The 20,367-nt window shown below is 70.4% G+C and carries 19 protein-coding genes and 1 tRNA gene; 13 read left to right on the top strand and 7 right to left on the bottom strand.

Annotated features, from left to right (window positions below):
* Positions 1-147 precede the first annotated feature (147 nt).
* On the bottom strand, positions 148-783 hold the full coding sequence (gene upp, locus N4G66_RS11195) for a uracil phosphoribosyltransferase (RefSeq protein WP_261703858.1): 636 nt from the start codon (positions 781-783) through the stop codon (positions 148-150).
* A gap of 138 nt (positions 784-921) precedes the next feature.
* Here upp and N4G66_RS11190 point away from each other — a divergent pair, with 138 nt between their 5' ends.
* The 4 genes from N4G66_RS11190 (at position 922) to N4G66_RS11175 (ending at position 3,309) form a co-directional block, all read left to right on the top strand.
* The gene (locus tag N4G66_RS11190; protein ID WP_261703857.1) at positions 922-1,104 is read left to right on the top strand and encodes a hypothetical protein; all 183 of its coding nucleotides are present in this window, start codon (positions 922-924) and stop codon (positions 1,102-1,104) included.
* Positions 1,105-1,818: 714 nt separating this feature from the next.
* Positions 1,819-2,358, top strand: coding sequence for a tRNA adenosine deaminase-associated protein (locus N4G66_RS11185; RefSeq protein ID WP_261703886.1), 540 nt, complete (start codon positions 1,819-1,821; stop codon positions 2,356-2,358).
* A gap of 231 nt (positions 2,359-2,589) precedes the next feature.
* Positions 2,590-3,021, top strand: a complete 432-nt coding sequence (gene tadA / locus N4G66_RS11180; protein WP_261703885.1) for a tRNA adenosine(34) deaminase TadA — start codon at positions 2,590-2,592, stop codon at positions 3,019-3,021.
* A gap of 203 nt (positions 3,022-3,224) precedes the next feature.
* Positions 3,225-3,309: transfer RNA gene (locus N4G66_RS11175), tRNA-Ser, on the top strand.
* Between the two features lie 253 nt (positions 3,310-3,562).
* On the opposite strand, the gene N4G66_RS11170 is transcribed toward N4G66_RS11175, so the two are convergent.
* On the bottom strand, positions 3,563-4,423 hold the full coding sequence (locus N4G66_RS11170; protein ID WP_261703856.1) for a calcium-binding protein: 861 nt from the start codon (positions 4,421-4,423) through the stop codon (positions 3,563-3,565).
* Between the two features lie 639 nt (positions 4,424-5,062).
* On the opposite strand from N4G66_RS11170, the gene N4G66_RS11165 reads away from it, so the two are divergent.
* The 5 genes from N4G66_RS11165 (at position 5,063) to N4G66_RS11145 (ending at position 8,975) form a co-directional block, all read left to right on the top strand.
* The gene (locus N4G66_RS11165) at positions 5,063-5,242 is read left to right on the top strand and encodes a hypothetical protein (RefSeq protein ID WP_037615173.1); all 180 of its coding nucleotides are present in this window, start codon (positions 5,063-5,065) and stop codon (positions 5,240-5,242) included.
* A gap of 127 nt (positions 5,243-5,369) precedes the next feature.
* The gene (locus N4G66_RS11160; protein ID WP_261703855.1) at positions 5,370-5,663 is read left to right on the top strand and encodes a Dabb family protein; all 294 of its coding nucleotides are present in this window, start codon (positions 5,370-5,372) and stop codon (positions 5,661-5,663) included.
* Between the two features lie 216 nt (positions 5,664-5,879).
* On the top strand, positions 5,880-6,956 hold the full coding sequence (locus tag N4G66_RS11155) for an RNA polymerase sigma factor SigF (protein ID WP_391858794.1): 1,077 nt from the start codon (positions 5,880-5,882) through the stop codon (positions 6,954-6,956).
* 244 nt (positions 6,957-7,200) lie between these two features.
* Positions 7,201-8,097, top strand: a complete 897-nt coding sequence (locus N4G66_RS11150; protein WP_261703854.1) for an RNA polymerase sigma factor SigF — start codon at positions 7,201-7,203, stop codon at positions 8,095-8,097.
* A 50-nt stretch (positions 8,098-8,147) separates the two neighbouring features.
* Entirely contained in the window at positions 8,148-8,975 is an 828-nt protein-coding gene (locus N4G66_RS11145) for a hypothetical protein (protein WP_261703853.1), read from the top strand.
* Positions 8,976-9,065: 90 nt separating this feature from the next.
* On the opposite strand, the gene N4G66_RS11140 is transcribed toward N4G66_RS11145, so the two are convergent.
* Positions 9,066-9,263: a hypothetical protein gene (locus N4G66_RS11140; protein WP_261703852.1), complete on the bottom strand. Its 198-nt coding sequence runs from the start codon at positions 9,261-9,263 to the stop codon at positions 9,066-9,068.
* Between the two features lie 633 nt (positions 9,264-9,896).
* Here N4G66_RS11140 and N4G66_RS11135 point away from each other — a divergent pair.
* From N4G66_RS11135 to N4G66_RS11125, 3 genes are all read left to right on the top strand, one after another.
* Positions 9,897-10,403: a MarR family winged helix-turn-helix transcriptional regulator gene (locus N4G66_RS11135; RefSeq protein WP_261703851.1), complete on the top strand. Its 507-nt coding sequence runs from the start codon at positions 9,897-9,899 to the stop codon at positions 10,401-10,403.
* A 21-nt stretch (positions 10,404-10,424) separates the two neighbouring features.
* Positions 10,425-12,950: an MFS transporter gene (locus N4G66_RS11130; protein ID WP_261703850.1), complete on the top strand. Its 2,526-nt coding sequence runs from the start codon at positions 10,425-10,427 to the stop codon at positions 12,948-12,950.
* 93 nt (positions 12,951-13,043) lie between these two features.
* Positions 13,044-13,865 carry a YceI family protein gene (locus tag N4G66_RS11125; RefSeq protein WP_261703849.1) on the top strand — a complete coding sequence of 274 codons (822 nt, stop codon included), beginning with the start codon at positions 13,044-13,046 and terminating at the stop codon, positions 13,863-13,865.
* Between the two features lie 15 nt (positions 13,866-13,880).
* Here the strand turns inward: N4G66_RS11125 and N4G66_RS11120 are convergent, their stop codons facing one another.
* On the bottom strand, positions 13,881-14,609 hold the full coding sequence (locus tag N4G66_RS11120; protein WP_261703883.1) for an ANTAR domain-containing protein: 729 nt from the start codon (positions 14,607-14,609) through the stop codon (positions 13,881-13,883).
* Positions 14,610-14,992: 383 nt separating this feature from the next.
* On the opposite strand from N4G66_RS11120, the gene N4G66_RS11115 reads away from it, so the two are divergent.
* Positions 14,993-15,463: a PPOX class F420-dependent oxidoreductase gene (locus N4G66_RS11115; protein WP_261703848.1), complete on the top strand. Its 471-nt coding sequence runs from the start codon at positions 14,993-14,995 to the stop codon at positions 15,461-15,463.
* Between the two features lie 149 nt (positions 15,464-15,612).
* Here the strand turns inward: N4G66_RS11115 and N4G66_RS11110 are convergent, their stop codons facing one another.
* From N4G66_RS11110 to N4G66_RS11100, 3 genes are all read right to left on the bottom strand, one after another.
* The gene (locus N4G66_RS11110; protein WP_261703847.1) at positions 15,613-16,386 is read right to left on the bottom strand and encodes a TetR/AcrR family transcriptional regulator; all 774 of its coding nucleotides are present in this window, start codon (positions 16,384-16,386) and stop codon (positions 15,613-15,615) included.
* A gap of 193 nt (positions 16,387-16,579) precedes the next feature.
* On the bottom strand, positions 16,580-18,889 hold the full coding sequence (locus N4G66_RS11105) for an ArnT family glycosyltransferase (RefSeq protein WP_261703846.1): 2,310 nt from the start codon (positions 18,887-18,889) through the stop codon (positions 16,580-16,582).
* Positions 18,886-20,367, bottom strand: coding sequence for a bifunctional glycosyltransferase family 2/GtrA family protein (locus tag N4G66_RS11100; protein ID WP_261703845.1), 1,482 nt, complete (start codon positions 20,365-20,367; stop codon positions 18,886-18,888). The genes N4G66_RS11105 and N4G66_RS11100 overlap by 4 nt, the downstream gene beginning before the upstream one ends.

Raw genomic sequence — 20,367 nt, 5'->3', positions numbered from 1 at the left:
TCCCGAAGAAGAGCCGCTGACCCCGGAGCCGGGCTCGACGGACGAGCTGCCGACTTCGGGGTCGCTCACGAGCGCGAGCCGCTGACTCCGAAGTCGCGCTCGAAGAAGAGACGCTGACTCCGGGGCGGCTCCGCAGTCGCTACGGAGTTACTCGGCGGCGCCGTACATCCGGTCCCCGGCGTCGCCGAGACCCGGCACGATGTAGCCGTGCTCGTTCAGGCGCTCGTCGACCGAGGCCGTGACGACGGTGACCGGCGTGCCCGCCAGGTCGCGCTCCATGAGCTCGACACCCTCCGGGGCGGCGAGCAGGACCACGGCGGTGACATCGTCGGCGCCGCGCTTGATCAGCTCCTGGATCGCGGCGACGAGCGTGCCGCCGGTGGCCAGCATCGGGTCCAGGACGTACACCTGACGGCCGGAGAGGTCGTCGGGCATACGGGTGGCGTACGTGGAGGCCTGAAGCGTCTCCTCGTCGCGCACCATGCCCAGGAAGCCCACCTCGGCGGTCGGCAGCAGCCGGACCATACCGTCGAGCATGCCGAGGCCGGCGCGCAGGATCGGCACGACGAGCGGGCGCGGGTAGGAGAGCTTGACGCCTGTGGTCGGGGAGACCGGGGTCACGATGTCGACCTGCTCCGTGCGCACGTCGCGGGTGGCCTCGTAGGCGAGCAGGGTGACCAGCTCGTCGGCCAGCCGCCGGAAGGTCGCGGAGTCGGTGCGCCGGTCGCGCAGGGTGGTGAGCTTATGGGCGACCAGGGGGTGGTCGACGACGTGAAGACGCATGTCCACAACAGTAGCGGGGCTCCCGCCACCCGACACTGACCCGCCCGGCAAGAGCCGCCGTCCGGCATCACCCGTCCGCTGGCATCAAACCGCCCATCAGAGGGAAGGTGGGAGGGACGGACCTGGGGTGGTGTGCCAATGCGGAACCCGGAAGAGGAGTCCTCCGAGCGGCTGGAGAGCGACGCCGAGCGCAGGAGGCGACGGGCCCAGTTCCTGCGCGACCTGACCGAGGCACGCGAGCTGCGCGACCGGGTCCAGCCCCGCCGCGCCAAGACCGCCCGGCTCCGCCACGCGATGCGCATGCGCACGTTCCGCTGGTAGTCGGCACCAGCGACTGTCGTCGCCCGCAGGGCCGCAGGTCGTTGGCCGTTGGCCGTTGGCCGTTGGCCCGGTCCACCACGGATGACGGAGCACACGCCATCACCGTCGGCCCGCCGCGTCGCGGTCGTCAACCCGCAGGCCCTGATCGCAGGCCTGGTCCACCACGGATGTCGGGACACACGCCATCATCGCCGGCCCTCGCCCGTCGCGGTCGTCAACCCGCACGCCATCGTCGTCGCCCTGCGCCCCGCCACGGATGCCGCCGTGTGGAGGAGTGCGGCCAACACGCCCACGGAGGGTGGATGCACTCTCCACACCGCCGTTCCGCCGAACCCGCGGGAAGGTCGGCGGTGTGCCCGCGCCGCCGCCGGTGACACGGCCGCCCGGGACGGGGTGACGCGCCCGCACGGCGGTCGACGGCACGCCGGAGGGAAAACCGGTCGCCCGGCCGCTGTGGAACCGGGCCACGCCCGTGCCACGAGGGGCCGTGTGGTGGACGTGTCGGGCGCGGAGGCGCTTACGCGGCGCGGGCAGCCGCGTACGATCCGCTGTTAGCGATCAAAAGAGGCAGACACAGCAGGCCGAAGACATCCCCTGATCGCTCTGTTTCTGCCACGATTCCGAGTGGGCGGGGCTCGGAGCAGCATTCCTCGCCCACAGCCTCCGCCGGGGGGAACCCCAACCGGCACGCCTATGACCAGTGGGAGAGTCACGGTGTACTTCGCCGCACTGCTCGCGCGCACCGAAGACGGGTGGGAAGCGAGCGATACAGAGCTCGACGATGTGGAAACCCTGTCGGATCTGACCGACCTGGCCCGTGAAGTCTCGGACGAGGACACGGTGCTCGTACTCATCGAGCAGGAGGACGCGTGGTTCGGCGTCGTCCGCGTGGACGGCGAGGAGGACCCTCGTATCTACGTCTCGGACGCCGCCGCGGCCGCCCGTAGCTCGTACGGCGAGATCCTGCTCACGGACGAACTACTAGGACGGGAGCCGGGCGACGACGACGCCGACCTGGACTCCCTCGATCTGGACGGCACGGAGGACGGTGACCCCGGGGACTCCGATGACGACGAGGAGGAACAGGGGAGCGTGTCCGGCGATGCCGTGTCGCACAGCCCCGTCGGGGACCGCTACATCCTCGCGGACCTCGGAGTGAGCGAGAGGGAACTGCTGGCCCTGGACGAAGGCGACGCGCTCAGCACGATCGCCGAAGCCCTGGGAGCGGCAGAGGTCCTGGAGACCGTCCGCTAGGCCCTGCCCCTTTGGCCTGCGAGCCAACCCCCGACCGGCGAGCCGGCCCCATCCAGCGGGCCGGGTCTTCGCCCGCCGTCTGCCGCTCGCCGGAACGGTGGGACGGCGGGGGACGGCCCACGCAGGTCCCTGCCGTCGGACCGGGCGGGATTCCGCTAGGTTCCCCTGGTGAGCACCTCCCACCAGGTACCCCGGCCGCCCGATCCCGTACGTGACCGGTGGCGGGCCCCGATGCGGCTCGCCCTGGACGAGGCACGGCTGGCGGTCCGGGGCGGGGACGTTCCCGTCGGTGCCGTCGTACTGTCCCCGGACGGTACGACCGTACTGGCGGCCGGGCACAACGAACGAGAGGCCACCGGCGACCCGACGGCACACGCCGAGGTCCTGGCGCTGCGCAGGGCCGCCACCGTGCTCGGTGAGTGGCGGCTGTCCGGCTGCACGCTCGTCGTCACCCTGGAGCCCTGCACGATGTGCGCGGGCGCGCTCGTCCAGTCCCGTGTCGAGCGGGTGGTGTACGGCGCCCGCGACGAGAAGGCGGGCGCGACCGGCTCCGTCTGGGACGTCGTCCGCGACCGGCGGCTCAACCACCGGCCCGAGGTCGTCGAGGGCGTCCTCGCCGAGGAATGCGCCGCGCTGCTCACCGACTTCTTCCGCGACCGCTGACCGACCGCTGCCGCTCACTCTCGCTCACGGCGCTCACTGCCGCTCAGCGGGCAGCCCCGGGCGAGCATCTGCCGCTCACCGGACAGACACCGGACAAGCCCGGCCGAGCACTCGCCGGCCCTCTGCCCGCGTCCCGCGCGGAAGATCCGGGGCCGTCGAAACGGATTTCAGACCACGGCCCACCTTGGGGTAGGGTCTCCCTCGGTAGCGTGTCCGAGCGGCCGAAGGAGCTCGCCTCGAAAGCGAGTGTGGCGCAAGTCACCGAGGGTTCAAATCCCTCCGCTACCGCAGATGGGCGAAGGGCCCGATCCACTGGATCGGGCCCTTCGTGCTGTTCCGTCTCGGTTCGACGGGAAGGCTGGCCCGGCAGCCGGACAGGCACGGCGACAGCCCCGTTCAGCGCTGTCACGCATGCACCGCGAGCGTCCGCCGACCGCTCGCGGTGCTTCTCCCGCCGGCCACGGGCCTCGATGAGGCCCGGCCCGTCGGCCCGCACAGGAAAGGCCCCGGACTGGTCCGGGGCCCCTGCTCACCTGTTCGGTCAGCGAACGTCGACGTAGTCGTAGGCGTCCGCGACGGACGAGGTGCTGTTGCCCGCGTAGTGGAAGCGGTAGGTACCGTCCACCGAGGCGGTCACCGTGGTCTTCAGGTAGCCGCTGGACGAGCTCGTGATCGTCTTGACGGTGCTGTAGGTGCTGGCGCCCGCCTTCTTGAACTGCAGCTGGACGCTCTGGCTGCCGTAGCCGTAGTACTTCAGGTAGGTCCAGCTCGCGCGGTTGAGCGTGCCGGTGACCGTGATGGCCTTGCCCTTGGCGACGGGCTCAGGGCTGGCGTTGAAGCCGCTGAAGCTCGCGGCCCGCTTCACCCAGCTGTTCTTGTAGAGGTCCTTCTCGACGTAGTCACCGTCGTTGCCCTCGGCGTACACGGCCACGTTCCACTTGCCGGCCAGGAAGCTGTCGTAGAGCGAGGCCGTCTCGGAGTCACCGGGCTCGGCCGTGACGGTGATTTTGCAGGTGGCGGACGTGGCGCTCCACTTGTCGCAGGTGGCGGCCTGGTCCGCCGCAATGACCCCGTCCACGTCGGCGTCGGCCGAGGACAGGCTGGTGCCGTGCCACAGGATGGCGTCGGCGGTGTTGATGCCGGACGGGTCGGTGGCGGTCACATAGATGTTGAAGCTCTTCTTGGACACACCGACGACGACGTCCGAGTTGGCGTTGACCGTGACCTTGGTGATCTGAGTGTCGCCCTGGCTGTCGTCGGCCGGCGTGTTGCCCGTGAACGGCGACATCTTCGAGGTGAAGGGCGCCGGGACGTCCGTCGCCTGTGCGGCCGGAGCGGCAAGGGCAGTGAGCGCCACGACGCCGGACACGGTCGCGGCAGCCAGGCTTGCACGAATACGCATGCGCGTTCCTCAAGTGGACTGAGCGCCTCACGTTCGATGGGGGTCACGTGGGCACATAGGTTCGGAGGAGTCTGTTTGACCCGCGTGCAAAGACTCGCCAAGGCGAGGAACGGTTGTACGGATTCTTGAGAATTTTTGAACACCCGATGACAACTGGTGGATTGTCCTGATCTTCCGCGGCTTCACCTGTGACAACGACGCTCCGGTCATCACCGCGGGTCCCGGTCCTTCATGCCTTCCGGGGCGGGGTTCCGTACGGCCCGGGACGCGGAAGGGCCCCGGCGGCCGCTCGGCCGCCGGGGCTCTTCCGCACCCGAAAGGGTTCTCCGCTCCCACGGAGGAGGGGGAAGCGGCGCATCGGGGGCGACCGCCTCCCCCACGGAAAGGACCCGCAAGCCCACGCCGCCTTCTCGGGGGAAAGTCCGGCGGCGCGGACCCCGCAATGGGGTCCCTCCGGGCCCCGTGGACTCCTGTCGGTTCCCGCCGGGGCTCCCTTCCATCCTGGACCGCGGGGGCGCCGGTCAGGCCCGGCAAAAGGCCTCGACCAGCGGGCCGTTGGTCCTTAAAAGCGGCGTGAAGGTTACACTCACCGCCGGCAGCAGGGGGCCCACGGGCACAGCAGTCACAGGGGAGGCCGCCATGGCGGTGAATTCGAAGAAGATCGCCATCTATGTGCTCGTGGTCTTCGCGCTCTACGTGATCATCACGGATCCGGCCAAGGCCGCCGACTACGTCCAGATAGCGTTCGAGGGCATATCGAACGCCGCTGGGGCGATCGGCGACTTCATGACCTGGATCGCCGACGGAGCGAAGAACTGACGTCAGGTGCCGACGCCCGCGCGTCAGAGATTCCGCGCGCCCGGCGCCGAGTAGACATGACGTAGCGCGGCGCGTCCGGACAGGGACGCGACCGAGCGAAGAACCACCTCACCACCAGGGAGTGCCCGTGATCCGCCATCTGGTCCTCTTCAAGCTCAACGACGGTGTCCGGCGCGACGAGCCCCGCGTCGTCGAGGGCGTCGCCGCCTTCCGTGCGCTCGGCGACCTGATCCCCGAGCTGCGGGTCTGGGAGTGCGAGTGGAACATCAGCGACCGGCCCATCGCGGTCGACTTCGCGATCAACGCCGCCGTCGACGACGCCGACGCCCTCAAGCGTTACCTGGAGCACCCGGCACACGTGGCCGGTGTCGCACTCTGGCGGGAGTTCGCCACTTGGGTGATCGCCGACTACCCGTTCTGACCGTTTTTGATCGCAGCCTTTTTCCGAGCCCTTGACCGCAACCGGTCAGGGGTTTTTGGCGTCCCACGCCCCAACTCACCTCCAACTCACCTCCAACACGGCGTTATGCGGTGCTTGCACACGGTGCACATGTCTTGTGATGCTATGACCGCTTTTGACGGATACGTTGACGGATATGTTGACGGATCGTTGACGAATGAAGAGGTGGCGTTGACCGTGTCGGCCAGTACTGCGCCGCCCCAGGAGGAAGCCCCGGCCAAGGCCCAGGCACCGGCCCTCACGCCCGCCCCGCCCTCCCCCTCGCCCCCGGCGCAGACCATGGCAGCGATCACCGCACCGAGCGCTCCGAGCCCCGCAGACGGCCCCACAGCCGCCCCTGGGGCCACTCTCACGCTCAGCCCCGCGCCCGGCCCGGCGTCCGGCCCCACCGCCACTCCCGCAGCGAATCTCGAACCGACCCCCGCACAGGACCCCGCACAGGACCCCGCGTCCGTCCCCGCACCGGTCCAGGAGGTCACCCACGAGCGGCGACGCGGTGCGGACACCCGGGCCCTCACACAGGTGCTCTTCGGCGAACTCAAGGTGCTGGAGCCGGGCACCCCCGAGCACAACCGGGTCCGCGGCGCCCTCATCGAGGCGAACCTGCCGCTCGTCCGGTACGCGGCGGCCCGCTTCCGCTCCCGCAACGAGCCGATGGAGGACGTGGTCCAGGTCGGCACCATCGGGCTGATCAACGCCATCGACCGCTTCGACCCGGACCGCGGCGTGCAGTTCCCGACCTTCGCGATGCCGACGGTCGTCGGCGAGATCAAGCGGTACTTCCGTGACAACGTTCGCACCGTCCACGTACCGCGCCGGCTGCACGAACTGTGGGTGCAGGTGAACAGCGCGACCGAGGACCTGACGACCGCCTTCGGGCGCTCGCCCACCACAGCGGAGATCGCCGAGCGGCTGCGCATCACCGAGGAGGAGGTGCTCTCCTGCATCGAGGCGGGCCGGTCGTACCACGCGACCTCCCTCGAAGCGGCCCAGGAGGGCGACGGGCTGCCGGGACTGCTCGACCGGCTCGGCTACGAGGACCCCGCGCTCGACGGGGTCGAACACCGTGACCTCGTACGGCATTTGCTCGTACAACTGCCCGAACGCGAGCAGCGGATCCTGCTGCTCCGCTACTACAGCAACCTCACCCAGTCACAGATCAGCGCCGAACTGGGAGTCTCCCAGATGCACGTGTCAAGGCTGCTCGCCCGCAGCTTCGCGCGTCTTCGATCCGCAAACAGGATCGAGGCGTAACCGAAAAGAGCGAATCGCTCAAGGTCGCTTTTTCTGGCAGTTCAGCGCTGAAAAACCGTCAGACCCCCTTTTTCCAGGGTTGATCCACCCTCTACATGTCGACAAGTCTCTACAGCGTGTTGCCGACATGTGACATTCTTCCGGAAGCGCGTTTGCCGCGGCCTCGCCTCCGGTATTCAGGTGGAGGCTGCGTTCCTCCGACGGGAGCGACTGCCGCGACCGTCCGCGACCCAAAGGGGGTGGCATGTCCGCAGATCAGGGCAGCTCGAAGGTGCTCACGCTCACGAAGAGCGACGCAGCGCCCGAGGCGCACGCCGCGCTTCACGATGTCCCTGCCGCCGAGGCCCCGGTAGCCGTTCCGGTCCCCGAGTCCTCGGGCGCCATCGACACCCGGACCCTGTCCCGCTCCCTCTTCCTGCGGCTCGCCGCACTCGCCGAGAACAGCCCGGAGCACGGCTACGTCCGGGACACCCTCATCGAGCTCAACCTCCCCCTCGTCCGGTACGCGGCGGCCCGCTTCCGCTCCCGCAACGAGCCGATGGAGGACATCGTCCAGGTCGGCACCATCGGCCTGATCAAGGCGATCGACCGCTTCGACTGCGAGCGCGGAGTCGAGTTCCCGACCTTCGCGATGCCGACGGTCGTCGGCGAGATCAAGCGGTTCTTCCGCGACACCTCCTGGTCGGTCCGCGTCCCGCGCCGCCTCCAGGAGCTGCGGCTCGCCCTCACCAAGGCCAGCGACGAGCTCTCGCAGAAGCTCGACCGTTCTCCGACGGTCGCCGAACTCGCCGCCGTTCTCGGGGTGTCCGAGGAGGACGTGGTCGACGGCCTCGCCGTCGGCAACGCGTACACGGCGTCGTCGCTCGACTCGCCCGCACCCGAGGACGACGGCGGCGAGGGCTCCCTCGCGGACCGCCTCGGCTACGAGGACACCGCACTGGAGGGCGTGGAGTACCGCGAGTCGCTCAAGCCGCTGCTCGCCAAGCTGCCGCCCCGCGAGCGCCGGATCATCATGCTCCGCTTCTTCGCGAACATGACCCAGTCGCAGATCGGCGAGGAGGTCGGCATCTCTCAGATGCACGTCTCCCGTCTCCTCACCCGCACCCTGGCCCAGCTGCGGGAAGGCCTCATCTCCGACTGACCGTCCCACGCGGGGTTCATAATTGACGGATCGTCAGCCACACTGGCGCGATGCGTCACGAGTCGATACGCGGTCGCCGAGGTGCCCTGGTGGGCGCCTCGGCGGCTGTGCTGTGTCTGGGCGGAGCGCTGGCCTCGTGCGGGAGCGGCGGAAGCGGCGGCTACGTCGCCGTCGGGGCCGCCGGCGGCTCCCCGCGGGCGTCGGGGGCGGTGGTGGCGCCTTCGGGCGAGGTGTCCCTCGCGCCACTGGACGGTACGGCCGCAGGCGGCTCCGACGCCGGTGGAAGCAAGGGGATTTCCGACTCGGGGAAGACCGAGTCGACCGCCGGTCCGGACGGGTCCTCGAGCGACGGCGCAGGCAACCCGGAAGGCTCGGCGGCGCAGACCGCCGGCTCGGGAGGCTCGGGTGCCGATGAAGGTGAAGCTGGGGCCGGGGCGGGTGGTCCGGGAGGCACAGGGGCCGGCGACGGCGGCGGGTCTTCGTCCTCCGGCGGCGACTCCGGGCGTACGGGCGAGAGTCCGGGGCATTCCTCCGCGCCACCGACCGCACCCGGTTCGACGGCGAGTGCCGGACCGGCCGTGCTCAGCGCCGGCGACACCTCGCGCGCGGCCGCCGATCGGCGGTGGTGCGAGAAGGTGACCGTCTCTTTCAGCAACACCGGTGGTACGGCGGTGCGTTCGGGCACGGTGACGTTCGGGACGCACATCATCGGGTCGCTCGGGATCGACTGGGCGACGATCCCGTCGACCGAGGCCCTCCCCGCACCGATCGCGGCCGGCGCGAAGAAGAGCAGGACCTGGACGGTGTGCGTCGACGCGTGGCGGGTACCGCTGGGCATGCACGTCGAGACGCGGGACGTGTCCGTCCAGTGGCAGTAGGGCCGTGTCTCTACTGGGTCACGTGCCCTTGCCGGGTTGCGTACCTCCGCCGGGTCAACCGGCCCGGCTCGGCTACGCGGTCCCGCTCTCCTACATGAGGGCGAGCCAGGCCACCGCGGCGACGACCGCGACGGCGAGAACGACGCCGACGATCAGGCCCACGCGGGGACCCGCGGGAGCGGCCGCCTGCTGCTGCCGGCCCTGGGGGGCCTCGTCGACGAACGCACGGAACATTTGGGTGCTGCCCGCGGGGTCGTAGTTGCCCTCGGGGCCCTGGGTGTTTGCCATAGGCCGGACCCTAGCGAATACGCGGGAGCTGCCCAAGTGCCGGGTTCCCCTTCACGCCGATCGTGACGCGTCCGCACACCACCCCCGACGGATCCGCGCACCACCTCACGACAAGTCCGCACACCCCCCACGAGGGACCTGCCCACCACCTCACGACAGGTCCGCGCACCCCCACGAGAGGCCTGCCCACCACACGATGGGTCCGCGCACCCCCACGAGAGGCCTGCCCACCACACGATGGGTCCGCGCACCAACTCGCTCCGCACCTTCACTGCGGCTCGCGACTTCACCGGCCGGCCGGGCGCCCTCGCGCCGACCAGGAACCGACGCCCGACACCCCGCGCCCGGCCCGGCGCCCGTGACCCCACACGCCCGACCCGGGGCCCACGGCCGCGCCCGCCACCCCCGGCCCGGCCCTGGCACCTCCACCGGCCCCGTCCCCGTCCCCGTCCCCGTCCCCGTCCCCGTCCCCGACCGCCAGCTCTCAGCACCCCACCCCCTGTCACCACCTGCAGGTTTACGTTCGCCAACACTTGCCTTTGCCAAGTTTTTATCCTCGAAGTCCCCAACTCGTTTGCCTGCGGCAACCAACTGCTTTTATGGTTGCCCTAAGCAACGAATACGGGAGGTGCGATGGCCGAGCAGGCGCAGTACGAGGAATTGGCTCGTCAGCTCAGTGCCATCGGTGCCGTGAAGAGGGACATGGGGCGGATCCTGCCGCCCGACTGTCCGGGAGGCTCCGCCGCCGTGCTCACGCTGCTCGGCCGGTACGGCGAGATGAGGATGAGCAGGCTCGCGGAGCTGCTCTCCGTGGACATGTCGGTGACCAGCCGCCATGTCGCGCACGTCGCCGACCGGGGCTGGATAGAACGGTTCCCCGACCCGGCCGACAAGCGCTCACGCATCCTGCGCCTCACCGCGGCCGGCCAGGAGCAGCTCGACGAGCTGTCCCTGCGCACGTCGCGGCTGCTCGCCGACCGGCTGAGCCACTGGTCCGACCACGAGGTCGGACTGCTCATCGAGCTGATGGGCCGACTGCGCGAGAGCTTCGGCGACTGCCGCTCCCCGCACCGGACGCCCGCGCACCTTCCCCCGTATGCGACAGACGTATCAGAACTGACCACCCGTACACCCGCGTAAATACGTAAGAAAAGGAAGCCCATGGCAACGACCACACCAGCCGGTGTGCGGGGCTCTCACGCCAAGCACGGAGGCGCCGGCGGCGCTCCGATGACGCATCGGCAGATCATGGAGGCGCTCTCCGGGCTGCTGCTCGGCATGTTCGTCGCGATCCTGTCGTCGACGATCGTCACCAACGCGCTCCCCGAGATCATCGGCGACCTGGGCGGCGGCCAGTCCGCCTACACCTGGGTCGTCACCGCCTCGCTGCTGGCCATGACCGCGACCACGCCTCTGTGGGGCAAGCTCTCCGACCTGTACAGCAAGAAGGCGCTCGTACAGATAGCGCTCGTCGTCTATGTGCTGGGATCGGCCGCGGCCGGTCTGTCCCAGAACCCCGGCATGCTCATCGCGTGCCGTGTGGTCCAGGGCGTCGGCGTCGGCGGTCTGTCCGCCCTCGCGCAGATCGTGATGGCCGCGATGATCTCCCCGCGTGAGCGCGGGCGTTACTCCGGCTACCTGGGCGCGACGTTCGCCGTCGCAACGGTCGGTGGCCCGCTGCTCGGCGGTGTCATCACGGACACCAGCTGGCTCGGCTGGCGCTGGTGCTTCTACGTCGGTGTGCCGTTCGCGGTCATCGCGCTGATCGTGCTGCAGAAGACCCTGCACCTGCCCGTCGTGAAGCGGGACGTGAAGGTCGACTGGGGCGGCGCGTTCTTCATCTCCGCCGCGGTCTCGCTGCTGCTGGTCTGGGTCACCTTCGCCGGTGACAAGTACGACTGGGTCTCGTGGCAGACGTACACGATGGTCGCCGGCGCGATCGTCCTCGGCCTGCTGTTCGTCCTCGTCGAGTCCAGGGCGAGCGAGCCGATCATCCCGCTGCGGCTGTTCCGCAACCGCACCATCACCCTCTCCTCCCTCGCCTCGCTCTTCGTGGGTGTCGCGATGTTCACCGGCACGGTCTTCTTCAGCCAGTACTTCCAGCTGGCGCGGGACAAGTCCCCGACGATGTCGGGCGTCATGACGATCCCGATGATCGGCGGCCTGTTCATCTCCTCCACGGTCTCCGGTCAGGTGATCACCAAGACCGGACGGTGGAAGTACTGGCTGGTCAGCGGTGGCTTCCTGGTCACCGCGGGCCTCGGCCTGCTCGGCACGATCCGCTACGACACGGCCTACTGGCACATCGCGATCTTCATGGCGCTGCTGGGCCTCGGCGTCGGCATGATGATGCAGAACCTGGTGCTCTCCACGCAGAACCAGGTGGCGCCGTCGGACCTGGGCTCGGCGAGCTCCACGGTGACGTTCTTCCGTTCCCTCGGCGGTGCGATCGGGGTCTCCGCGCTCGGCGCGGTCATGGCCAACCGGATCACCCACTACGTGCAGGACGGGCTGACCGACCTCGGCCCCAAGTACGCGTCCCTGGGCTCAGGTTCGGACTCCAGCTCCAGCATCCCGGACATGGACAAGCTGCCCGCGCCGCTGCGCACCGTGATGGAGAGCGCGTACGGCCACGGCATCGCGGACGTCTTCCTGATCGCCGCCGGCATGGCTCTGGTCGCCTTCCTCATCGTGCTGTTCATCAAGGAGGTCCCGCTGCGGACGTCCGGCGCGATGGCCCAGGCCGCCGCGGAGCAGGCCGGGGCTCCGGTCACCGAGTCTCCCGTCGCCGAAGCGGTCGAGGCCGCGGCCACCGCGACCCTCGCTCCTGCCGTCGTCACCGCCACCGAGGCGGGCCCCGAGGGCACGCAGCGGCTCGCCGCCGTCGCCACCGCGACACGGGAGAGCGCCCCGCAGCCCGCGTCCGGCGGGATCAGGGTGCACGGTCAGGTCCGGGGCGCCGAGAGCGCGCCCGTGCCGCAGGCCGCGATCACGCTGATCTCACCCGCGGGACGGCAGCTCGGCCGCTCGGTCGCGCAGGCCGACGGCTCCTACGCGGTGGACGCGCCCGGTGTGGGCTCCTACGTCCTGATCGCCTCCGCCGACGGCTTCCAGCCGCAGGCCTCGACGATCGTCGTGAACGACGAGCCGCTCGCCTACGACATCCTGCTGAGCGGCACCAGCGGGCTGAGCGGTGTCGTCCGGGCCGCCGAGGGCGCCACCCCGGTCAAGGACGCGATGGTCGTCGTGACCGACGTCCGCGGTGATGTGCTGGCTTCCGGAACCACCGGTGAGCAGGGCGAGTTCGCCTTCGCCGAACTGGTGCCCGGCGTCGTGACGGTCGCGGTGAACGCCGCGGGCCACCGGCCGCGGGCCCTGCCCGTCGAGGTCGGCGGCACCGGGGTCACCCGGATCGAGGTCGACCTCGACGCGGGTGCGCAGCTCCAGGGTGTCGTACGGGCGCCCCACGGCCCCCTGTCGGACGCCCGCGTGACGCTGGTGGACGCGGCCGGCAACGTGGTCGGCACGGCCAGGACCGGCGGCGACGGCGCGTACGCCTTCACCGATCTGGACGGCGGCGAGTACACCGTCATCGCGGCGGGCTATCCGCCGGTGGCGACCGCGCTGACCGTCGGCGGCGGTGGCGTGGACGACCACCACATCGAACTCGCCCACCCCGGCGAGTAGTCCGAGCCCCGGCCCGTGGGGTGCGCGCGCTCTGAGCGGAGGCGCGCCCCCCACGGGCCGGTTTCATTTGCTTCATCGCAAGGAGTAACTGCCATGGGACTGACCGCGAAGATCCGTACGCGGGACGGCTGGGCCGTGTCGCACGCGGTCGTCACGGTGACCGACTCGACCGGCGCGCAGGTGCTGCGGGCCGAGGCGGACACCGACGGAGCCGTGCACGACACCACGAACCTCGCGCCGGGCGCCTACACGGTGATCGTGACCGCGCTCGGGTACGCGCCCACCGCGGCCGGCGCGATCGTCACGGCGGCCGGCCGTGCCGAGGTCGGCCAGGTGACACTGGCCCGCCGGGGCGGCACCGAGCTGCCCCCGCCCGGACCGTGGACCATCGACCCGGCGCACTCCTCGATCGGCGTGGTCGCCCAGCACCTGGGCATCTCCAGCGTGCACGGCCGCTTCACGGACTTCGCGGGCCGTATCGAGATCGCCCCCGACGAGGTGGCCAAGTCCCGTGTGGAGGCGACGATCACGGCCGTCTCCATCGACACCGGCAACGGCATGCGCGACGGACATCTGAGGTCACCGGACTTCCTGGACGTGGAGAAGTACCCGCTGCTCACCTACCGCTCCACGGACCTGACACCGGCCGGCCCCGACCGGTGGACCGTGCACGGCGATCTCACCCTGCACGGTGTCGTACGTCCCGTCGACCTGGACCTGGCCTACCTCGGCACCGGCGCCGACCCCTGGGGCGGCACCCGCGCCGCGTTCCGCGCGACCGCGGAACTCCACCGCGAGGACTTCGCCCTGCACTACAACCAGGTCGTCCAGGCGGGTATCTCCGCCATCGGTACGACCTTGAAGGTGGAACTGGACATCCAGGCGGTACAGGGGGAGTCGCTGCCGGCAGCGTGAGCACGCCTCACCCGGCTACTCGCTCTCGCCGGCGTCCACGATCCGTCGGGCCAGGTCACGGAGCTTGACGTTCTCCCGCTGGGAGGTCCGTACGAGGCTGGCGAAGGCCTCGGACGCGTCGATGTCGAGCCGCTCCATGAGGATGCCGGTGGCCTGTCCGATCAGATCCCGGGTGCGCATCGCCTCGGTGAGCTGTTCGCGCAGGGTCGCCGAGTCCAGCGCGATGCCGACGTGCGCGGTGAACAGCCGGCCTATCCGGGTGGCGGACTCGTCGAAGACACGGGGCTCCCTCGCGTACGCCGTCAGGACGGTCAGCCGGCGCCGGTCGGCCCGCAACCGCAGCGACAGCACGGACCTCAGCCCAAGCCCTGACAGCGCGCGGTCCCCGTCCCCGTCCGCCGAGGCGCTGTCCTCGATCCGGGCCACCGGCGCCGTCCACAGCCGGCTCCAGTACGGGTGATGCTCGCGGCCCGCGTTCAGCGCGTCGGCACTGCGCACGACCTCGTCCGTCCAGGCCAGGGACTGCCGTTGGGCCTTGTGCTCGATGACGGAGATCCCGGCGTGCTCGGCGCCCGGCAGGATGTGCACAGCCAGCCGGACGGCGGTGCGCAGGGTGGCCTCGGGACTCGATGTCTCGTGCAGCTGCCGAGCGACGACCGTGAGGCTTTCGGCCAGCTCAAAACCCGTTGCATAGCGGGGCAATTCAGAAAACTCGTACGCAGCCACCACGAACCTCTTCGGCATGCACGGCCAAACGGCCATGCGCAGGAGAGCTCCGCAGCACATTCCTGACTGCGAGCACAGGACGAAGAGCACTTTAGCTGCTCCGATGGGGTCGGGTGCCGCCCACCGGCCCGGCCCGCGGGCGACCGAGCCGTACCCGGCCTTAAGGGCTGTCCCGTAATCCCCGGCGGGCGCACGACGACAGCTACGGCACTCCCCCAAGCTCTTCGAGCAGGGGGGACCCCCACGCCGCGTTGTCGGATCGCCCGAATACGCCCAGTATGAGGACGACCCTCCGCCTTGCGATGCTCCCCCACAGCCCGAAAGGCGTGGGAGGGGCCCCCAGCATCTGACGCCGCGCGCTGATCCACCGGGGATTACAGGACAGCCCTTAGGCTGATCGCATGGCACCCAACATCGCGACGAACACCTCTGTCTCCCTCGACGAGTTGCTGGACTTCGTACGCCCCCGCCACCGGGCCGTCCTGCTCACCCGCCGCGCCGACGGCGGTCCCCAGGGCTCCCCGCTGACCTGCGGTGTCGACGACTCGGGCCGCATCGTCGTCTCGACGTACCCCGAGCGCGCCAAGACCCGCAACGCCCGGCGGGACGAACGGGTCAGCCTCATCGTCCTCAGCGACGAGTGGAACGGGCCCTGGGTCCAGATCGACGGCACCGCCGAGGTCCTCGACTCCCCCGACTCCGTCGAGCCCCTCGTCGAGTACTACCGGAACATCGCCGGTGAGCACCCCGACTGGGACGAGTACCGCGAAGCGATGCGCAAGCAGGGCAAGTCGATCATCCGCGTCACCCCCGCCCGCTGGGGCCCGGTGGCAACCGGCGGCTTCCCGGCCCACCTGGCCCCCCAGGACTAGCGGGACCCCGCCCGGCCGGTCCAACCCCTTTTCTTCGCCCCCTCCGCCCCTACCCGTCCCGTCCTGGGGCTGCGCCCCGGACCCCGGCTCCTCGAACGCCGGAGGGGCTGAATCTTCCCGGCAGAAGCAAGCGCGAGCGCGGCGCGGGCTCAGCCCCGTGCCACCATCGCCTCGATCCCCGCGATCAGCAGCTCCAGCGCGAACCCGAAGTCCCGCTCCCGCATCTCCGACACGGTGTCCCCACCCCGCGCCTCCATGAGATCCGCCGCGCCCTCGAAGTGCGCGGCGAACTCCGGCTGTTCGCTGATGCTGCTCATGGCCTGCCGGAAGTACTCGTCCTGCGAAATCCCCGCCGCGGCGCACCGCTGCACGAAGTGCCCCTCGATCGTCCCGAACCCGTACACGAACTGGAACACCGCCGACATCGCCCCCATCTGGCCGTGCGCCGGCATCCGCGTGTTCCGGATCACCTCCTGTACGCGCAGCGAGAACTCCGTGGAACACGGCCCGATGTTCAGGAAGTTCCCGATCAGCGTCGACACCCACGGGTGGCGCACCAGCAGCGCCCGGTACCCGACGGCCAGCGCCCGCAGCTGATCCCGCCAGCCCTCCTCCGACTCGGCTTCCGGCAGCTCCAGTTCACCGAAAACGGCGTCGAGCGCGAGCTCCAGCAGATCGTCCTTGGTGTCGACGTACCAGTACACGGACATCGCCGTGACGTTCAGCTCCGCCGCCAGCCGCCGCATGGAGAACTTCGCCAGACCCTCCGCGTCCAGCAACCGCACCGTGACCCCGGTGATCCGCTCCCGGTCGAGCCCGGACGGCTGGCCACCGCCCCGGGCGGACCCGCCACGGGGTGCCTTTCCTTCCAGCCAGACACTGGTCCGCGTCGGTCGTTTCGCCCTGTCGGCTGCCCTCACCATGGCGCACCTTCCTCGGAACTCGAACCACCGAGCGTCCCGGAACTCCCCGGTCCACCCTCCTCGATGATGCTAAGCGGGCACTCCACGGACACGGCTCGGACTCCGTCCGAAACAGCCACTGCGAAAGGGCGGTGGCCCGGAGCGAAAAGCTCCGGGCCACCGCCCGTCCACAGAACCCTCGGCCGACTGCCGGTCAGCTGCCGCTCGTCGGCTGCGTCAGGTCGTAGAAGGTGGCCGAACCAGCCGTCACCTTCTTGAAGTTGGCCGTCACCCACGAGCTGATCCGCGAGGAGCTGGACGTGGTGCCGGAGCTTCCGCCGCCGTCCATGCCACCACCCATTCCGCCGCCCGCGCCGCCGCTCGAGATGAAGTAGTGGATCTTGCCGTCCGTCACGTACTTCTTGAACTGGGCCAGGGTCGGGGACGGGTCGGTGCCGTTGAAGCCGCCGATCGCCATCACCGGCTTGCCGGTGGCCAGTTGGTAGCTCGCGGAGTTCTGGGAACCGACCGCGGCGGCCGCCCAGGTGTAGTCCCCCGCGTTCTTCGACAGCAGCGTCTTGGCCGCGGAGCCGACCGTCGCGCCGTTGAGCAGTCCGCCGGCACCGCCACCGCCTCCCATGCCACCACCCATACCGCCGCCGGGCATGCCACCCTGCTGGTTCTGGCCCTGGGGGGTGCCGTTGCCCTGCTGGTTCTGGCCGGGGAAGCCACCGGTGCCGCCCGTCGGGGGCTGGCCCATGCCGCCGCCCTGCTGCCCGTTCTGCGTAGTGCCGTTGCCGTTGCCGTTCTGCTGGTTCTGGCCGCCGCCGGGGAACCCGCCCCGCATGCCACCGCCGGCACCGGGACCGCCGCCCCGGCCGCCCATCATGCTCGCCCCGGCCGGACCGGCCGTCACGATGGAGCCGGTGTGCCCCGTGTTCACCGTGGAGAGCGTGTACGCCGCCGGACCCGCGACCGAGGCCACGAAGCTCAGCCCGACCGCCCCGAGGGCGAGTCGCCTGCCCAGCCTGCCCGCGAAGATCAGGCCGAGCGCGCCGGCCAGACCGCCGACGAGGACCAGCCACTTGAGCCACGGCAGGTAGTCGGAGGTGCGGTTGAGGAGGACATACCCCCAGACCGCGGCCGCGGTGACCGAACCGGCGAGGACGAGCGACGCCCACACCTTGCCCCGCTCCTCCCACAGCATCGTCGCGCCCATGCCGACCACGGCGGCGATGTAGGGGGCCAGGGCCACCGTGTAGTACTGGTGGAAGATGCCGGCCATGTAGCTGAAGACCAGCGTGGTCATCAGCAGCGCGCCGCCCCAGGCGAGGAAGGAGCCGCGGGCCAGGTCGGTCCGCTTCGCCTTCCGGGTGAGGACGAGGCCGGCCACCAGCAGGATCAGGGCCGCCGGCAGCAGCCACGAGATCTGGCTGCCGATCTCGGAGTTGAACATCCGGTTCCAGCCGGTCTCGCCCCACATCCCGGTGCCGCCACCACCGCCACCGCCGACACTTCCGGTCTCGTCGCCGTTGATGCGGCCGAGGCCGTTGTAGCCGAAGGTCAGCTCCAGGAAGGAGTTGTTCTGCGAGCCGCCGATGTACGGGCGGGAGGACGCCGGCCACAGTTCGACGATCGCGACCCACCAGCCGCCGGCGACGGCCGTCGCGACCGCCGAGAGGCCCAGCTGCGTGAACCGCTTCCGCACCGCCACCGGCGCGCAGACCGCGTACAGCACGGCCAGCGGCGGCAGGATCAGGAAGGCCTGGAGCGTCTTGGCGAGGAAGGCGAGGCCGACCGCGCCGCCCGCCCAGAGAAGCCACTTCGTGCGGCCGTCCTCCAGACCGCGGATCACGCAGTAGACCGTGACTGTCATGAGCAGCGCGAGCATCGCGTCCGGGTTGTTGAACCGGAACATCAGCGCGGCGACGGGGGTGAGCGCGAACACCGCCCCCGCGATCAGACCGGCCGCAGGGCTGAACCGGCGGCGCAGGGCCGCGTACAGGACCCCGACCGTGGCCACACCCATGAGCACCTCGGGGACGAGGATCGCCCAGGAGCTGAGACCGAAGATCCGTACCGACAGGGCCATCGGCCACAGCGAGGCCGGGGGCTTGTCGACGGTGATGGCGTTGGCCGAGTCGAGCGAGCCGAAGAAGAAGGCCTTCCAGCTCTGGCTGCCGGCCTGTACGGCCGCGGAGTAGAAGGAGTTGGCGTACCCGGAGGCGCTCAGGTCGTACAGGTACAGCACCGCGGTCGCGAGCAGCAGACCGAGGAAGGCGGGGCGCGCCCAGCGCGGGTCCTCCGGCCGGCCTCTCCAGGCCCGCCGGAAGAAGGGCTGCTCCGGTTCACCGGCCCCCGGGGCGACCGCGGGCGGGGCCTGCTCCGGGGGAGGCGTCGAGGCGGGCGGCCCCCAGCCCTGACCGGGGCCGCGGCTCGTACTCGTATCGGCGCTGCTGTCGGTGCTCGTACGGGTGCTCATACCGGTACCGGCACCGGCGCTCGTGTCGGGCTGCGTCGTCATCGCGGGTTCCTCGGATCGTGATCGTGCGGGCGCACCGCCTGCAACTGCATGGTCGAATCCCGCCAGGAGCGGTCCGCGGCCTCATCGGCGCGGAACCGGTCCGTGTCGTACGGGGACGAGGGCTCCGCCGGGCGCTGCGGCAGTGGCGGGTACGCGTCCACGCCCTGCCGTCCGGCCGTCCGGTGGACCGGCGTGGCCGGCTGGTGCGAGGCCACCACGGGGGACGACGGTGCCTCGCCCGGCCGGTCGGGGAAGACCCAGGCGCGGAAGAGCAGGAAGCGCAGCACGGTCGCCGCGAGGTTGGCGGCGATGAGCACCGCCAGCTCGGTGGAGTGCGCGGGTTCACTCGTCCCCGCGTTCAGGGCGGCGAGGGAGCCGCTGGTCAGGGCGAGGCCGATGCCGAAGACGACCAGGCCCTGCGCCTGGTGCCGGACGGCGCCGCCCCGGCCGCGTACGCCGAAGGTCAGGCGCCGGTTGGCGGCCGTGTTGGCGACCGCCGACACCAGCAGCGCGAGCGCGTTGGCGACCTGGGACCCGGAGAAGGAGCGGAAGCCGCTGTAGAGCAGCAGGTAGAAGAGTGTGGACAGGCCGCCCACGACGCAGAAGCCGACGAGCTGGCGGGCCAGGCCCTTGGGTACGTCGGTCAGTTCGCGGTCGCGCGGGTCGTCCCCGAAGGGCCGCGCGAGCCGGTCGAGCGACAGCGAGCCGGTGGCGAGAGCCCGTCCCACCCGCCACACCCCCTTGATGTCGTCCGTCGCGGTCTTCACGATGTGGACGGTCGAGTCCGGGTCGTCGACCCAGTCGACCGGCACCTCGTGGATGCGCAGTCCGGCCCGCTCGGCCAGCACCAGCATCTCGGTGTCGAAGAACCAGCCGGTGTCCTCGATCAGGGGCAGCAGTACCTGGGCCACATCACGCCGGATCGCCTTGAAGCCGCACTGCGCGTCCGAGAAGCGGGCCTGCAGCGAACCGCGCAGGATCAGGTTGTACGTGCGGCTGATGAACTCCCGCTTGGCACCGCGCACCACACGCGAGGAGCGGGACAGCCGGGAGCCGATCGCCAGGTCCGAGTGACCGGAGATCAGCGGGGCCACCAGCGGCAGCAGCGCGTTCAGATCGGTGGACAGGTCCACGTCCATGTACGCGAGGACCGGTGCGTCGGACGCCGACCACACGGTCCGCAGCGCCCGGCCGCGGCCTTTCTGCTCCAGCCGGAAGGACGTGACCTCCGGGATCCGGGCCGCCAGCCGCGCCGCCACCAGGGGAGTGGTGTCCGTGGACGCGTTGTCCGCCACCGTGATGCGGAACGCGTACGGGAACGTGCGCTTGAGGTGCTCGTGCAGTCTGAGCACACATGGCTGGAGGTCCTTCTCCTCGTTGTAGACGGGGATCACTACGTCCAGAACAGGCGTACCGGCGTCTGTGGCCGGGAGGTGCTCCCGCGCCGGCAGATTGCCGGGAGAAGAGTCGGTTCGCAT

It is taken from the genome of Streptomyces rhizosphaerihabitans, from assembly GCF_025399795.1.
Taxonomy (GTDB): domain Bacteria; phylum Actinomycetota; class Actinomycetes; order Streptomycetales; family Streptomycetaceae; genus Streptomyces; species Streptomyces rhizosphaerihabitans.
This window is presented reverse-complemented; position numbering and strand designations above follow the sequence as displayed.

Excerpts from the sequence above, each read along its gene's own strand:
- upp (WP_261703858.1), bottom strand. The coding sequence starts at position 783 with ATGCGTCTTCACGTCGTCGACCACCCCCTGGTCGCCCATAAGCTCACC.
- N4G66_RS11190 (WP_261703857.1), top strand. The coding sequence starts at position 922 with ATGCGGAACCCGGAAGAGGAGTCCTCCGAGCGGCTGGAGAGCGACGCC.
- tadA (WP_261703885.1), top strand. The coding sequence starts at position 2,590 with ATGCGGCTCGCCCTGGACGAGGCACGGCTGGCGGTCCGGGGCGGGGAC.
- N4G66_RS11170 (WP_261703856.1), bottom strand. The coding sequence starts at position 4,423 with ATGCGTATTCGTGCAAGCCTGGCTGCCGCGACCGTGTCCGGCGTCGTG.
- N4G66_RS11165 (WP_037615173.1), top strand. The coding sequence starts at position 5,063 with ATGGCGGTGAATTCGAAGAAGATCGCCATCTATGTGCTCGTGGTCTTC.
- N4G66_RS11150 (WP_261703854.1), top strand. The coding sequence starts at position 7,201 with ATGTCCGCAGATCAGGGCAGCTCGAAGGTGCTCACGCTCACGAAGAGC.
- N4G66_RS11145 (WP_261703853.1), top strand. The coding sequence starts at position 8,148 with ATGCGTCACGAGTCGATACGCGGTCGCCGAGGTGCCCTGGTGGGCGCC.
- N4G66_RS11140 (WP_261703852.1), bottom strand. The coding sequence starts at position 9,263 with ATGGCAAACACCCAGGGCCCCGAGGGCAACTACGACCCCGCGGGCAGC.
- N4G66_RS11135 (WP_261703851.1), top strand. The coding sequence starts at position 9,897 with ATGGCCGAGCAGGCGCAGTACGAGGAATTGGCTCGTCAGCTCAGTGCC.
- N4G66_RS11130 (WP_261703850.1), top strand. The coding sequence starts at position 10,425 with ATGGCAACGACCACACCAGCCGGTGTGCGGGGCTCTCACGCCAAGCAC.
- N4G66_RS11125 (WP_261703849.1), top strand. The coding sequence starts at position 13,044 with ATGGGACTGACCGCGAAGATCCGTACGCGGGACGGCTGGGCCGTGTCG.
- N4G66_RS11120 (WP_261703883.1), bottom strand. The coding sequence starts at position 14,609 with ATGCCGAAGAGGTTCGTGGTGGCTGCGTACGAGTTTTCTGAATTGCCC.
- N4G66_RS11115 (WP_261703848.1), top strand. The coding sequence starts at position 14,993 with ATGGCACCCAACATCGCGACGAACACCTCTGTCTCCCTCGACGAGTTG.
- N4G66_RS11110 (WP_261703847.1), bottom strand. The coding sequence starts at position 16,386 with ATGGTGAGGGCAGCCGACAGGGCGAAACGACCGACGCGGACCAGTGTC.
- N4G66_RS11105 (WP_261703846.1), bottom strand. The coding sequence starts at position 18,889 with ATGACGACGCAGCCCGACACGAGCGCCGGTGCCGGTACCGGTATGAGC.
- N4G66_RS11100 (WP_261703845.1), bottom strand. The coding sequence starts at position 20,367 with ATGCGAACCGACTCTTCTCCCGGCAATCTGCCGGCGCGGGAGCACCTC.